This window comes from Amycolatopsis deserti (assembly GCF_014653945.1).
GTDB classification, from domain to species: Bacteria; Actinomycetota; Actinomycetes; order Mycobacteriales; family Pseudonocardiaceae; genus Amycolatopsis_E; species Amycolatopsis_E deserti.
Genome location: NZ_BNAU01000001.1, coordinates 1492073 through 1505662 on the forward strand (window position 1 = coordinate 1492073; position 13590 = coordinate 1505662).

General features: G+C 68.3%; 15 protein-coding genes. 2 read left to right on the forward strand and 13 right to left on the reverse strand.

Annotated features, from left to right (window positions below; genetic code table 11):
* Nucleotides 1-150: 150 nt before the first annotated feature.
* The 3 genes from IE290_RS07295 to IE290_RS07305 are packed head-to-tail and all read right to left on the reverse strand — an operon-like array spanning nucleotide 151 to nucleotide 3133.
* Nucleotides 151-915, reverse strand: coding sequence for an SDR family NAD(P)-dependent oxidoreductase (locus tag IE290_RS07295; protein ID WP_229874289.1), 765 nt, complete (start codon nucleotides 913-915; stop codon nucleotides 151-153).
* Between the two features lie 2 nt (nucleotides 916-917).
* Nucleotides 918-1946: a phosphotransferase family protein gene (locus IE290_RS07300; protein WP_191243664.1), complete on the reverse strand. Its 1029-nt coding sequence runs from the start codon at nucleotides 1944-1946 to the stop codon at nucleotides 918-920.
* Nucleotides 1943-3133, reverse strand: a complete 1191-nt coding sequence (locus IE290_RS07305; RefSeq protein WP_191243665.1) for an acyl-CoA dehydrogenase family protein — start codon at nucleotides 3131-3133, stop codon at nucleotides 1943-1945. The genes IE290_RS07300 and IE290_RS07305 overlap by 4 nt, the downstream gene beginning before the upstream one ends.
* 109 nt (nucleotides 3134-3242) lie before the next feature.
* On the opposite strand from IE290_RS07305, the gene IE290_RS07310 reads away from it, so the two are divergent.
* On the forward strand, nucleotides 3243-3818 hold the full coding sequence (locus tag IE290_RS07310) for a TetR/AcrR family transcriptional regulator (protein ID WP_191243666.1): 576 nt from the start codon (nucleotides 3243-3245) through the stop codon (nucleotides 3816-3818).
* 30 nt (nucleotides 3819-3848) lie between these two features.
* On the opposite strand, the gene IE290_RS07315 is transcribed toward IE290_RS07310, so the two are convergent.
* The 8 genes from IE290_RS07315 to IE290_RS07350 all read right to left on the reverse strand — a co-directional run bounded on the left by IE290_RS07315 (nucleotide 3849) and on the right by IE290_RS07350 (nucleotide 10588).
* Nucleotides 3849-4187 carry a DUF4286 family protein gene (locus IE290_RS07315; protein WP_191243667.1) on the reverse strand — a complete coding sequence of 113 codons (339 nt, stop codon included), beginning with the start codon at nucleotides 4185-4187 and terminating at the stop codon, nucleotides 3849-3851.
* A gap of 26 nt (nucleotides 4188-4213) precedes the next feature.
* The gene (locus IE290_RS07320; RefSeq protein WP_191243668.1) at nucleotides 4214-5272 is read right to left on the reverse strand and encodes a zinc-dependent alcohol dehydrogenase; all 1059 of its coding nucleotides are present in this window, start codon (nucleotides 5270-5272) and stop codon (nucleotides 4214-4216) included.
* A 23-nt stretch (nucleotides 5273-5295) separates the two neighbouring features.
* A complete protein-coding gene (locus IE290_RS07325) occupies nucleotides 5296-6075 on the reverse strand; it encodes an SDR family NAD(P)-dependent oxidoreductase (RefSeq protein WP_191243669.1) in 780 nt (259 codons plus the stop codon).
* Nucleotides 6076-6126: 51 nt separating this feature from the next.
* Nucleotides 6127-7113, reverse strand: a complete 987-nt coding sequence (locus IE290_RS07330) for an alpha-ketoacid dehydrogenase subunit beta (RefSeq protein WP_191243670.1) — start codon at nucleotides 7111-7113, stop codon at nucleotides 6127-6129.
* A gap of 29 nt (nucleotides 7114-7142) precedes the next feature.
* The gene (locus IE290_RS07335) at nucleotides 7143-8102 is read right to left on the reverse strand and encodes a thiamine pyrophosphate-dependent dehydrogenase E1 component subunit alpha (RefSeq protein ID WP_191243671.1); all 960 of its coding nucleotides are present in this window, start codon (nucleotides 8100-8102) and stop codon (nucleotides 7143-7145) included.
* A 61-nt stretch (nucleotides 8103-8163) separates the two neighbouring features.
* Nucleotides 8164-9438 (reverse strand): dihydrolipoamide acetyltransferase family protein, encoded by a 1275-nt coding sequence (locus tag IE290_RS07340; protein ID WP_191243672.1) that lies wholly within the window; start codon nucleotides 9436-9438, stop codon nucleotides 8164-8166.
* Nucleotides 9399-10229, reverse strand: a complete 831-nt coding sequence (locus IE290_RS07345) for an alpha/beta fold hydrolase (RefSeq protein ID WP_191243673.1) — start codon at nucleotides 10227-10229, stop codon at nucleotides 9399-9401. The genes IE290_RS07340 and IE290_RS07345 overlap by 40 nt, the downstream gene beginning before the upstream one ends.
* 5 nt (nucleotides 10230-10234) lie before the next feature.
* Nucleotides 10235-10588 (reverse strand): carboxymuconolactone decarboxylase family protein, encoded by a 354-nt coding sequence (locus tag IE290_RS07350; protein WP_191243674.1) that lies wholly within the window; start codon nucleotides 10586-10588, stop codon nucleotides 10235-10237.
* Between the two features lie 304 nt (nucleotides 10589-10892).
* Here IE290_RS07350 and IE290_RS07355 point away from each other — a divergent pair, with 304 nt between their 5' ends.
* Nucleotides 10893-11687, forward strand: coding sequence for a helix-turn-helix transcriptional regulator (locus tag IE290_RS07355; protein ID WP_191243675.1), 795 nt, complete (start codon nucleotides 10893-10895; stop codon nucleotides 11685-11687).
* A gap of 219 nt (nucleotides 11688-11906) precedes the next feature.
* On the opposite strand, the gene IE290_RS07360 is transcribed toward IE290_RS07355, so the two are convergent.
* Together IE290_RS07360 and IE290_RS07365 are read right to left on the reverse strand one after the other, a co-directional pair.
* On the reverse strand, nucleotides 11907-12251 hold the full coding sequence (locus IE290_RS07360; RefSeq protein WP_191243676.1) for a hypothetical protein: 345 nt from the start codon (nucleotides 12249-12251) through the stop codon (nucleotides 11907-11909).
* Nucleotides 12248-13549 (reverse strand): MFS transporter, encoded by a 1302-nt coding sequence (locus tag IE290_RS07365; protein ID WP_191243677.1) that lies wholly within the window; start codon nucleotides 13547-13549, stop codon nucleotides 12248-12250. The genes IE290_RS07360 and IE290_RS07365 overlap by 4 nt, the downstream gene beginning before the upstream one ends.
* Nucleotides 13550-13590 lie beyond the last annotated feature (41 nt).

Here is a 13590-nt window from a genome sequence, read left to right on the forward strand (position 1 = left end):
AATCAGGCCGAGGAGTGCCCACCCCGGTTTCGGCAGACCCGCGAACGTCGCCTGATCGTCCGGCGGTCGCCCCTCCGCCGGACGATCAGGTGACGCCCGCCTCGCCGGCTCTGGCTTGCGAGGCGGGCGTCTGTCCAGCCCCGTTGCCGGTCAATGCCCGGACATGCCACCGTCCACGGCGAGCGTGGTCCCGGTGATGTAGGACGAGGCGTCGCCGGCGAGGAACACCACGGCGGCGTCCAGCTCGTGTTGCCGGCCGAGCCGCCCGAGCGGGCTGTGCTGCCGGATGAACGGCATCAACGTCTCCTCCGGGATGTCGGCGGTCATCTCGCTGGCGAAGTAGCCGGGGGCGATCGCGTTGACGCGGATTCCCTTGCGGCCGGACCACTGCTGCGCCAGGTCACGGGTCAGGCCGATGACGCCGGCTTTGCTCGCGGCGTAGGCGGCCTGGGGCGCGTAGGACTTGATCAGCGCGAGCACGCTGCTGATGTTCACGATGCTGGAGCCTGGCCGCATCACGCGGCCGCACGCCTGCGCCGCCCAGTAGGCGCCGTTGAGGTTGACGTCGATCACGCGGCGGAAGTCCTCGGGTGACTCACGCGTGGCCGGGATCGCGGTGCCCACCCCGGCGTTGTTGACCAGCACGTCGACGGCACCGAACTCGGCGACCGCCCGGCTCACCAGCGATGCGCAACTGTCCGGATCGGACACATCGGCCGCCACCGCCAGGGCGCGCCTGCCCGCTCCACGGATGTCCGAGGCGACCTCGGCCAGCCGGTCGGTGCGCCGTGCGGCCAGGACGACGTCGGCGCCGGCCTCGGCCAGCGCCCGGGCGAACCCGGCGCCCAGACCCGAGCTCGCCCCGGTCACGACGGCGACCTTGCCGTCGAGGCGGAACAGGTCGAGAACTCCCACCACTACCTCCCTCCGATGCGGGCCGCGGCACGCAGTCCCGCCGCGGCCAAGGGGGCGACGGCGGCGCCGACGGAGTCGAACCCGGACCCGCGCGTGTGCCCCTGCTGGTGCCGGGCGTGGATGCCTTCGGCGATGACGGCGATCTTGAAGTACCCGAGCGCCAGGTAGAAGTCGAGCCGGCCCAGGTCGCGCCCGCTGGACAAAGCGTAGCGCTGCGCGAGATCGGCCACCGGCGGCAGCCGGTCACTGGTCGAGGCGGCCGCGCCGGCCAGCACGGGCGCGAACGCCGGGTCCGAGTAGACCAGGTGCAGGCCGAGGTCGGCGAGCGGATCGCCGAGGGTGGCCATCTCCCAGTCCACCACGGCGCGAGCCGCCGCCGGGTCGTCGGGGTCGAGGATGACGTTGTCGATGCGGTAGTCGCCGTGGACGATCGACGCGCCGCTCTCCCCGGGACAGGCGTCGGCGAGCTTGGCGTGCAACGCGTCGATGTCGGGTAGCGGGCGCGTGCGCACCCGCAGCCACTGGTCGTACCAGCGACTGACCTGGCGGGCCAGATAGCCCTCCGGGCGTCCGAAATCGCCGAGCCCGACGGCTTCCGGGTCGACGGCGTGCAGCCGGGCCAGCACGTCGACCAGCGCGAACGCGCAGCGCTCGATCTCGGCCTGCTCCAGTGCGTGCAGCTGCTCGGTGGTGCGGATGACCACCCCGTCCACGTGCTCGACCACCGAGAACGGCACCCCGAGCACATCCGCGTCGGCGAGCGCGACGGCGCGGGCCACCGGCACACCGGAGTCCCGCAGGGCGGCGACCACCCGGTACTCGCGGCCCATGTCGTGCGCCGAGGGCGTGAGCCCGCCCAGCGGCGGACGGCGCAGCACCCACCGCGTGCGCCCGTCGGTGAGCAGGTAGGTCAGGTTCGACCGGCCACCCTGGAGCATCTCGGCGGACAGGCTCCCGGCGAACCCGGGCACGGCGCGGGCGAAGAACCCTTCGAGGGCGGGCAGGTCGAGCCCATCGACCGTCGCGCTCATCGCGTGGCCTTCTCGTGACGGCGCAGCACCCGGCGCGCGATGGCCCACCGGTGGCTCTCCGACGGCCCGTCGTAGATCCGGAACGGCCGGACCTCACGCAGGAACCGGCCGAGCAGCACGTCACCGGACACCCCGAGCGAACCGCAGATCTGGACCGACCGGTCGACGACCCGCCAGATCGCCTCGGCGCAGAAGGCCTTGGCGATCGACGTCGACTGCGACGCGTGCTCACCCTGGTCCAGCTCCCAGCACGCGCGCAGGATGAGCCCCCGCGACGCCGCGATGTCGATCTCGTTGTCGGCGATCATCTGCTGCACCATGCCCAGGTCGCCGAGACGGGACCCGAACAGCCGCCGCTCGGCGGCCCGCGCCACCGCGATGTCCTGCGCCCGCCGGGCGATGCCGAGCCACCGCATGCAGTGCGTCATCCGCGCCGGGCCGAGCCGCACCTGGGCGTAGCGGAAGCCCTGGTCGACCTCGCCGAGCACGGCCTCGTCGGGCACCACGCAGTCGTCGAAGTCCAGCTCGATGTGGCCGCCGTAGAGGCTCTCGTCGAGGGTCTCGATGTGCCGGACGACCTTGAGGCCGGGGTTGTCCTCGTCGACCAGGAACATCGTCGCGCCGCCCGCGTCGCCGGGTTCACCGGAGGTGCGGGCCATGCAGATCGTGAACCCGGCGCCCTCGGCCCCGGTGATGAACCACTTGCGGCCGTTGATGCGCCAGCCGCCGTCCACCCGTTCGGCCCGGGTGGTCAGCGCCGCCGGATCGGATCCAGCGCCGGGCGCGGGCTCGGTCATCGCGAAACAGGACCGGACCTCCCCGCTCGCCAGGGGCCGCAGGTAGCGCTCCTTCTGCTCCGGGGTCGCGATCGCCTCGAGCATGTGCATGTTGCCCTCGTCGGGCGCGGCGATGTTCAGCGCGAGCGGCCCCAGCAGCGAGTACCCGGCCTCCTCGAACACCGCGGCCCGCCCCCGCATGTCCAGCCCGTGCCCGCCGAACTCGGCGCCCACGTGCGGCGCGAACACCCCGGCATCTTTCGCGGCGCGCTGCAACCGCGCCCGCACGTCGTCGGAATGCACGACGCCGCCGTGCTCCTCCTCGACGGGAACCACCACGTCGCGGATGAACTCCGCGGTCCGCCGCGCCAGCTCGGCGACGTCCGGTCCTGGCGCGAGGTCGACGGCCATGACACCTCCATTTGGCTAACGGTCATTAGCCGCCACTATATTCGCTCGATGAAGCGCCAGCGCGTGTGCTGAATCACTCAGCTATGATTCATTAGCCACTAGGTGGGAGGTGCCCGTGGACCGGCTCGGCGACATCCGGGAGGCCGCGCTCGAACTGTTCACCCGCAAGGGGTTCGAGGCGACCACGATGAGCGACATCGGCGAGGCCGTGGGCATGCGCGCCCCCAGCCTGTACAAGCACGTCGCCTCCAAGCAGGACCTGCTCGCCCGGATCATGGTCGAGACGATGGACAACCTGCTCACCGCGCATCGCACGGCCGTGGCGAACGTGTCCGACCCGGTCGAACGACTGCGACGCGCCACCGAAGCGCACGTCCGCTACCACGCCCGGCACCGGCTCGAAGCGTTCGTCGGCACCCGGGAGATCCGCGGCCTGACCGAACCGCACCGCACCCGGGTGCTCGACCTGCGCGCCGAATACGAAGCCTGCTTCCGCACCGTCATCCAAGCCGGAGCCGACGCAGGCGTCTTCCACGTCGGCTCCGTCCGGCTGGCCTCCTACGCGATCCTCGACCTCGGCATGGGCGTCGCGGTCTGGTACCGCGCGAATGGCGAGCACCCGGAGGACGCGGTGGTCTGGCAGTACAGCGAATTCGCCCTCCGCCTCGTCGGCGCGCGAACCTGATCGGCAGCCGACGCTTCCAGAATTCCTGAATCAGCGGACGGGCCGGTAAAAGCGCAGGATCGCGGCCTTCTCACCGCCGCCGAGGGCATCCGACATGTCGAGTGTGCCGTCGGTTGCCGCAGCCCCCAGCCGCCTCGCGGTGGAGGCGACGTCGTCGGTGTCGAGTTCGTAGATGGTCAGGTACTGGCGCACCGGCAGTTCCGCGGGGTCCACGAGTTCGGACGCGAGCCGGTACCGGCTTCCCCCGACCACGCCGGGAATCCGCGCCACGACCTGCGGAATGTGAACTTCGTCGTACCAGCGGTTGAACTCGGCTTCGGAGGCGTCGTCGGCGGGTGCGACGTATGCGATGAGCAGCGCTTTGGCCACGGGTATCTCCGTATGGGTAGAAGCGATCAGGATGACGACTGGGCGGCGACCAGAACCTTGACGGAGCTGTCCTTCGCGAGTTGCACCGAGAACGCTTCGTTGATGTCCTCCAGTGGAAAGGTGTGCGTGATGAGCGGCTCCGCGACGGCACGCCCTTCTTGGAGGATCTCCAGCACCTCAGGAAATTCGCGGTCATAGGCGAAGGAGCCGGATATGTCCATTTCCTTCTGCACCGTCTGGTTCATGTCGAGCGTTACCTCGCTCTCGTACAGGGCGGCGATACGCAGTCGTCCTCCTGCCCGGGTCATCCCGACGGCTTGAGACAGCAATGCGGGCACACCGGAGGCTTCGACAACGATGTCGGCCCGTGCGCCGACGCCGCCGACGCCGGCGCCGGTCAGGGCTTGCACCGCAGCGAGGGTGTCCTGTTCGCGGGCATTCACGATATGCGTGGCCCCCAGCCTCGCAGCGAGATCCAGGCGTGCGGGGGAAAGATCGATGCCGATCACCTGCCCGGCTCCGAGCGCTCGCAGCATCTGCACTGTGTTCAGACCGATGCTGCCCAGTCCGATGACGACGGCCGTGTCCGCGGACGTCGGCTTCGCCGACTTCGCCAGCCTCAGAGCCACTGCCATGGGCTCCACGCAGGCGGCAGCGGCCCTGCCCAGGCCTGCCGGAAGCGGGAACACGTTCTCGCCGGCCACCGCATTCGGTATGCGGACGCGCTCGGCGAACGCGCCGGGCAGCCCATAGGCCACACTCGAGGTCAGGGTGACTTCGCAGAGGTTACCCAGGCCTTCCAGGCAGCGGGGGCAGGTTCCGCAGTGCGACAGCGGCCTCGCCGTCACGGCGGTGCCTGTGCTGATACCGGTCACCGCGGCACCGACCACGCTCACGGTGCCGCTGAACTCGTGCCCCATGATCTGACCTGGCTCGACGAACGCGCCCTCGACATAGGAGTGGAGATCCGAGCCGCAGATGCCACAGTAGTCGACGTCGATGATGATGTCGTGGTCACCGCACACGGGGTCGGCAACCTCTGTGACAGCGATCCGGCCGGGAGCCTCGAAGACTGCTGCTTTCATGATTTCCTTCCCTCAGGCGGGTTCTACCGGGCGGTCCAGCCACCATCGACCGGCAGGATCACCCCGTTGACATAGGACGCGGCGTCGCTGGCGAGGAAGAGGGCGACGCTGGCGATTTCCTCGGGACGGCCAAGACGCTTCATGGGATTCTCATCGCGGAGCCCCTTCGCGTACTCCTCATCCTGCAGTACCTCGGCGATCATGGGAGTTTCGATTCCGCCAGGGCAGATGCAGTTGACGCGAACGCCCTTGGCGCCCCACTCCACGGCCAGCACCCGGGTCAGGGCTACCACGCCGCCCTTCGCCGCGGTGTAGGCGTCCGCGCCGAGAACCGCTGCGATGCCGTTGACCGAGGCGTTGTTCACGATCGCACCGCCACCCTGCTCCACCATCACGGGGATGGCGTACTTGCACCCCAGTGCCGCCCCCCTGAGGTTGATCGCCAGGATGCTGTCCCAGTCGTTGACGGGGGTGTCGACGACGCTGGCCATGGTGAACCGGTTGCGCGCGGAGAAACCCACGCCCGCGTTGTTGAACAGCACGTCCAGCCTGCCGTATTGGCTCGTCGCGACCTCGATCATGGCCCGCACGTCGTCCTCGGAGGACACGTCGGCACGCGCTGGAGTCGCCGTTCCGCCCTGTGCGAGGATCTCCTTGGCCACCGCGGCCGCGGCGTCCTCGTTCCAGTCGGCGACCACCACTTTCGCGCCTTCGGCTGCGAACTGGTGCACGGCGGCGCGGCCCTGGCCGCTGCCGCCTCCGGTGACGACGACCACCTTGTTCTCGAACTGTGTTCCCGCCATTGCGAACTCCTTCTCCTTTCGTGCGGCGAATGACAACGCGCGGATGCGGGTTCAGTAGGCCGCGATCTCCTTGATCGCCACGTGCAGTTCTTCCGCGGTGGGGATGAGGAACTGCTCCAGGTGAACGCTCTGCGGCACCGGCGTGTCGACACCGCACACCCGCCGGATCGGTGCTTCCAGGCTCGTGATGCAGTTCTCAGCGATGATCGCCGCGACCTCCGCACTGGCGCCGCCGGTCTGGCCCGCTTCGTGCGAGATGATGACGCGGCCGGTCTTCTCCACCGTTGTGACGATCGCGTCGACGTCGAGGGGGCGGAGCCCGCGCGGGTCGAGCACCTCGACGTCGATGCCGTCCCTCGCGGCGAGCTCGGCCGCCGCGAGTGCGTGGTGGACCAGACGGCCCCAGGCGATGATCGTGACATCGCTGCCGACGCGCTTGATGTCGGCCTGCCCCAGCGGAATCGTGTATTCCTCCTCGGGCACCTCCCCCTTGGTGGTGTACAACCCCTTGTGCTCGAAGAAGGCGACCGGGTTGTCGTCCCGGATCGCGGACTTCAGCAGCCCCTTCGCGTCGTAGGGAGTGGAGGGAACCACGATGTAGGTTCCGGTCGCGGACAGCAACGCGGCCTCCGGGCACGTCGAGTGCTCCGGGCCGGCACCCCCCACCGCCCCCTCGGGCAGGCGCAGCACCATCGGTACGTCGAAGAGACCCCCGTGCATGTAACGCCATTTCGACATCTTGCCGATGATCTCGTCGCCGGCGTTCCAGATGAAGTCGGCGAACTGCAGTTCGACGATCGGGCGCATGCCGGTGATGGCCGCACCGACCCCGCCGCCGACGAGGAACATCTCCGAGATCGGCGTGTCGATGACCCGTTCCGGCCCGAACTTGTCGTGCAGACCGGCGGTGACGCCGAAAACTCCGCCGAAGGCGCCGACGTCCTGTCCCATCAGGAAGACCCGTTCGTCCCGGGTCATTTCCTCGGCCATCGCTTCGTTGATGGCCTGCGAGTAGCTGATCACGCGCTTCGCGCTCATGGTGGCTCCTTCGTGTTGTGACGGCGGGTTCACGCGTATGCGCCCTCGGCGAGGCGCTCGCGGCCGGGCATCGTTCCGGTGAGGGCCTCGGCGGCGGCAGCGTCGACTTCGGCATTGACCTCCTCCTCCAAGGCGGTCAGTTGCTGCTCGTCGGCGGTCTTCTCGGCGATCAGCCGCGCCCGGGTGGTGATCACGGGGTCCTGGGCCTTGCCCTGCGCGAGTTCTTCCTCCGGGCGATAGGTGCCCGGGTCGCCCTCGAAGTGACCACGGAACCGGACGACCTTGCCCTCGATGAGCGTCGGCCCACCGCCGCGCCTCGCCTGCTCCACAGCGGAAACCGTCGCCTCGTACACCGCGAACGGATCCATCCCGTCGATCGAGACTCCCCGCATGCCATATCCTGCGGCGCGCTCGGCGAACGATTTCACGGCCGTGACCTTGTCGACCGGCGTGGAGATCGCCCAGCCGTTGTTCTGCACGATGTAGATGACGGGAAGCTTCCACGCTCCGGCGGCGTTCGCGCCTTCGTGGAAGGTGCCGCGGTTGGCGGCGCCGTCGCCGAAGAAGTTGACAACGACCTGGTCGGTTCCACGGAGCTTGATCGACAATCCCGCACCGGCAGCCAGGACGTGCCCGCCGCCCAGGGTTCCGGACTGCCCGAGCACCCCGCGATCCGGGTCGGCGATGTGCACGATGCCGGCACCGAGGCCCTTGGTGGATCCCTTGTCATTGGCGAGGAAGTCACCGTAGAGACTGACCATGTCCATGCCCTTGGCGATCATGTGACCGCAGCCGCGGTGGTCGTAGAGGAGGTAGTCGTCCTGACGCAGGGCGAGCATCGAAGCCACCTCGAGCGCCTCGTGGCCGCGGCCCGCGTGGTAGAAGCCGGAGACCAGACCGTCGTCCAGGAACTGCAGGAGCTTCTTCTCCCATTGCTGAACCTGGTACATCGTGCGGTAGATCAGAATCTTGAGTTCCGGTGTCAACATGAGGCAGTTTCCTTCGCTCGTGAGATCGTGTGAGTGGGCGGCCTGACGTGGTGCGTGTTCGTCACCCGCCGGCTTCCAGGCGGTTCTTGAGGGCCGAGGTGAACTTCGCTCCGGTCATCCCGTCGATGACGCGGTGGTCGTAGGCCACCGCGATGTTGAGCATCGGCCGCACCACGACCTGCCCGTCCTCGACGATCGCCCGGTCGGACAACGCGCCGACGAAGATGATCGCGCTCTGCGGAGCGTTGACGATCGGTGTCCCGGTCTCGACACCGAATGCGCCGAGATTGGACACGGTGATCGTCCCGTCGCTGATGTCGGTAGCCCTCAGCTTGCCCGCGCGCGCTCGTTCGGCGAGTTCCTTCGTGGTGGCGCCGATCCGGTCGATCGGAAGCCGGTTCGCCTGTCGCACCACGGGGACGAGCAGGCCCCGGTCCGCCGCGACAGCGAAGGAGACGTTGACGTCGGAATAGCGGATGATTTCCTCGTCGGTGAAGGTCGAGTTCACGGCCGGCACCTCGGACACCGCGGACGCGACCGCGGCGATCAGCAGATCGGTGTACGTGACCTGGACACCCTCGTAGCGAAGGCGCTTGAGCCGAGCACGCAGCGCCGTCGCGTCAAGGCTGATCTGCTGAACGAACTGTGGAATTTCCCGCCAGCTGCGCGTCATCGCGTCGGCCATCGCCTTCGCCACGCCCCTGACCGGAATCCGTTCGGCGACCCGCGGGGCACCCACGTACCCGGCTGTGCCGCTCGCCGACTCCACGTCGCTGACCCGGATCACTCCGTTTTGCCCGCTGCCCCGGACCGATTCCAGATCTACCCCGAGCTGGCGGGCAACCCGCCTCGCCTTCGGCACCGCGCGCACTGGCCCTTGGGCCAGCCCGGCGACAGCCATCTCACGGGCAGGCGCCTGGTCACCGGACGGGGGCTGCGAGGCCTGCTCGTCGGAGGCGGACTCCGTCGTGGCCGCTTCCGCGGGCTGGCCGGAGTGCTCGCCCAGCACAGCTTCGATGTCCGCGCCGGAAAACGTCTCGCCGACCTCGGCCGCGACGGCCAGAACGGTGCCGACCGGAACGTTGTCCCCGCTCGCGGTCACAATTCGCGCGAGAACACCGTCCTGTTTGGCCTCGACCTCCGTGTTCATCTTCTCGGTCTCGACGTCGTACAGCGGCTCACCGGCTGTGAACCGGTCGCCCTCGGCGAAATGCCACTGGGTGATGGTGCCGCTCTCCATCGTCTGCCCCAGGCGCGGCAGGCGGATCGTGTACATCGGGTTTCTCCGTATCTCGGCTAATTGTTGAGGAGCTGCCGCTCGCCGGGGCGCTGCCACACACCGGACAGGAATCGCACGATCGGCGGGACCACCTCGTTCGGCGACTCCAGGATGACCGCGTGCCCGCCCCGGGGCAGCACGACCAGGTCCGCGCTGGGTAGTCCGTTCGCCAGTTCGACCGCCGCGGACACCGGTGTGAGGACGTCCTCCGCACCGACGACGACCAAGGCCGGCTTGACGATCTCCGGTAGCCACGCGGTCGCGTCGAACTGGTCGAGGGCCGTCGCTTGCGCGCGCAGCCCGGCCGGGTCCACAACAGACCCTTTGGCGTTCCCGCGAACTATCGCCGCCCCCCGCTCCGCGTTCGAGAGCACAGCCGGCGTGAACATCCACGGCAGCAGCAACGTCTCGATCTGCTCGGGCCGCGCACCGGAGGCGAGCAGGGCGAGCCTGGCGGCCGTCCAGTTTCGTTGTAGTTCCGATCGGCGAGCCATGCTGCTGAGCAGCACGAGCGCTTGCACCAGGTCCGGGTCCCGGCGGGCGAGACACTGGGCGATGGCACCGCCCATGGACCATCCGAGAACTGCCGCAGGCTCACCGATGGCGCGGATGATCGAGGCGGCATCCTCGGCGAGCGTCTCGATGGTGAGCCCCGCGACGTCCTCGGGTCGTCCGCCGGCCCCCCGGTTGCTGAAGCAGTAGCAACGGAACCTCTGCGTGAAGCGCGGCAGAACCGCGTCCCAGACAGCACCGGACTGGCCGAAGCCGGCGATCATCAGCAACGGAGGGCCATCGCCGAGCACTGAGTAGCTCAGTCCGGTCGAGGTGACGAGCGTGCGTTCCGGCATCGGACTCAGGCGCCCGCGAGAGCTGACTCCAACGCCGCCGCAGCCTTGCTCCCGTAGTAGGTGGCGGGCCCGCCACCCATCATGACGGCCACTCCGATGGTCTCCAGCACCTGGTCACGCGTGGCCCCGGCCTTGATCGCGTTCGTCACGTGCCAGGCGATACAGCCATCGCATTGGGTCGCGATCGCGATTGCCAGGGCCAGCAGCTCTTTCGTGCTGGTCTCCAACGCCCCCGGCGCGACCGCAGCCTGGTGCATCGCGTGGAACGCCTTCATCACCGCACCAGTGGCCGATTCCTTGGCCAGACCACGGATGCCCTCGCTGAACGCCCGGACTGTTTCGGAAACCGACTCAGCCATTTCCGTACTCCTGTTCCGGGTCCCCGCTACCGGATCGACGGCACACTTGCCGTTCACCATGGCGAGGCTCCCGCGTCGTTCGGACCGTCCTCCACGACGGTTCCGCAAGACGATATGGATGACGGGTGGCGCTCGGGAGTCCACCACGGGGGACAACCAGTCGGCCGATCACTGTCCCCCGAAGGGGACTGGACGCCCCGGAGGAACGTGCCTAACCTCCAGCGGCGCAGGGGTGACAACGCGCGATGCGGCGGCGATACTGTCGCGAGCAGGTCACAGAGCAGGTCGAACGGGTGAGACAAGGATGTCACGTCACGCGGGTGCCACCAGCGACGACAAGCGGCACTACGAACGCGCGTTCCGGGTGCTGGAGGGCGTCGACGACGCTCCCGACCTGGAGACCTTCAAGAGCGCACTGGTTGACACCCTGGCCGAGGTCTACCACGTGCGGTCCACCACGTTCTTCGTCGGACGCACCGCACAGCTCGCCTGCGCAGACCCCGCGCCGACACTCATCGGATTCACCAGACACCTGCTGCCCGAATACCAGGAACGGTGGTTTTCGTCCGATATCTTCGGCTCAGCCGAGGCGTTTCGATCACTCAGCACCAGCAGGGTAGCCACGCTCGCCGAGATCAACGGAGAAAAACCCGAGAACCGTCAGTACATCACCAACTACCTGGGACGGCACGGCATGCATTCCGCCGCTGCGATCTGCCTCGATGTCCGTGGTGGCCGCAAGGCGCTGGTCGGGCTGTTCGATCACGACCCCGACCGCATCGGGCCAGGCGAAATGTTCTCATTGCGCCTCCTGGCTCGCCCGTTGAACCAGATCGCACGGCACCTGCCGGAAACGAGCCCGGAAACCCGCTCCGGTCACCTGCAGCTGAAAAAGCTCTCGCCACGGCAGGCGGAAGTCGCCCGCCTTGTCGGCGAAGGTTTTTCCAACGCCGCCATCGGGGACATCTTGCACCTACGCCCGGAAAGCGTGAAAAAGTACGTCACCCGAATCCTCGCGATCTGCGGCCTGTCCAATCGCACCGAGCTGGCCATCGCTGTTCGCGGTGTCGCACAGACCTCGAGCGGGACCTCCGCGTGATCGCAAGGAGTGGGATCGCTTCGCCTTCGGCTACTCGATGTGGGCGACCGCGAGCGAGGGTCTAGCCGGCGGTCGCCGAATGGGGCCGCTGTCGATCAACGACATGATCACTCACGGCACGCCCAGGCGGGCAGCACCACGAGCTTCCTGTCACCGAGCAAAGACCAGAGGCCCGGAACGGTCTTCGTCCTTGCTACGACACGATCCTCTGGTCGGTGGTCACCTGGACCGCCGCGGCCGATGATCGGAAACGGCATCAGTGCCAGACCGATCAGTACCCGCCGCGGGCTCCGGTCGATGAACCCTGCGACGAGCAGTTGCGCACAAACGGCGAGCACGGAGGCGATGCGGGAGTGCGATCAACACGGTCGTGCGCTTCGTCCCGCCGGTGTTGATACCTGAGTTGACGCCGTAGACCGAGGCGACGTAGCCCGTCGCGGCGGTGGTGAGCACCCCGATCACGCCCCGGACGATGCTGAGCGGGTGGTTGGTCAGGACGGCGACCAGGGGCACCTTGACCGGCTGCGGGCCGGTGACGAACGCGGCACCGGAGTTGTCGGTCATGATGCGCTCACCTCGGGCGAGTTCGGCTTGGCGATGTCGCTCGTGGTAGACGGGGCAGCAGGACGGGGGCGCGGCACGAGAGTCACGAGGACGGCTCCGAGCAGCGCAGGGGCAGCGAAGGCGTAGAAGAGAGCGGTCGTGGGCAGCTGTGCGGACAGGAGCACGCCGCCGTAGACCGGGCCGACGATCCCGCCGAGCCGGCCGACTGAAAGAGCCAGTCCAACGGCGCTGGCACGCACGCGAACCGGGTACCGGTTCGCAACGAACACGTTGATCAGGATTTGGGTCCCGACGGTTCCGACACCGGCGAGGACGACGGCGATGTAGAGCAGCGCGATCGGCAGCGGGTTGCTGAGCACCGCGATGCCCGCGACAGCGAGCAGGAACGAGCCGGCGATGGCGCGTTGGGATCCGATGCGGTCGGCGAGGCGCCCTACGAACAACGGCCCGATCGCGGTGCCGAGGTTGAGCACGATGAGGAACGTCAGCGCGGATCCGATTTCGTAGCCGGCGGAACGCATGAGCTGTGGGAGCCAGGTGTACAGCCCGAACAGGACCAGCAGCGACGCGAACGTGGTCAGGCAGAACAGCACGGTGGCGACGGCGTAGCGGCGGGAGAAGAGCACCGTCAGCCGCCCGGCACCGGTTTCAGTTGCGTACTCGGCTTTGGGCGGGGTCACGGCCTCTGGATCGAGTCGCAGACGGGCGCTCCAGCGGCGAAGCGCGTCGCCGCGGCCGGTGGCGTGCAGAAAGACAAGGGACTCGGGCAGGTAGCCCACGGCCAGGGGTAGGACGACGAGTGCGCCGAGGCCGCCGATCAGGTACTCGGCCCGAAATCCGGCCGTCGGGACGAGAACGACGGCGACGACCGCGGCGAGGGCACCGCCGATTCCGACGCCGGCGAAGGCCAATGCGGTGTTGAGGTTACGTCGCTGTGCCGGACAAAATTCGTAAACCAATGCGGCAACGGAGGGTAGAACTCCGCCAACGCCGAGTCCCACCAGGACCCTGCCGACCGCGAATACCGGAACAGCGGGCGCGAGAGCACACAGCAGCATGGCTGCGGAAAACAGTGTGACACTGGCGAGGACCAGCCTGCGGCGGCCGACGATGTCGGTCAGCAGACCGACGACGACCGCGCCGACGAGCATCCCGATCGGAGTGAGGCTGCCGAGCAGGCTCGCCCGCGCGACGGTGATCTGCCAGGCGTTGTCGGCGAGCATGGCGGGTAGGGCCGCGCCGTAGGCGACGACGTCGTAGCCTTCAAGGGTCATGCAGGCGAGGCACAGAAGCAGCACACTCCGCGGTGTACGGGCGATGCCATCTGGTGACGGGGACA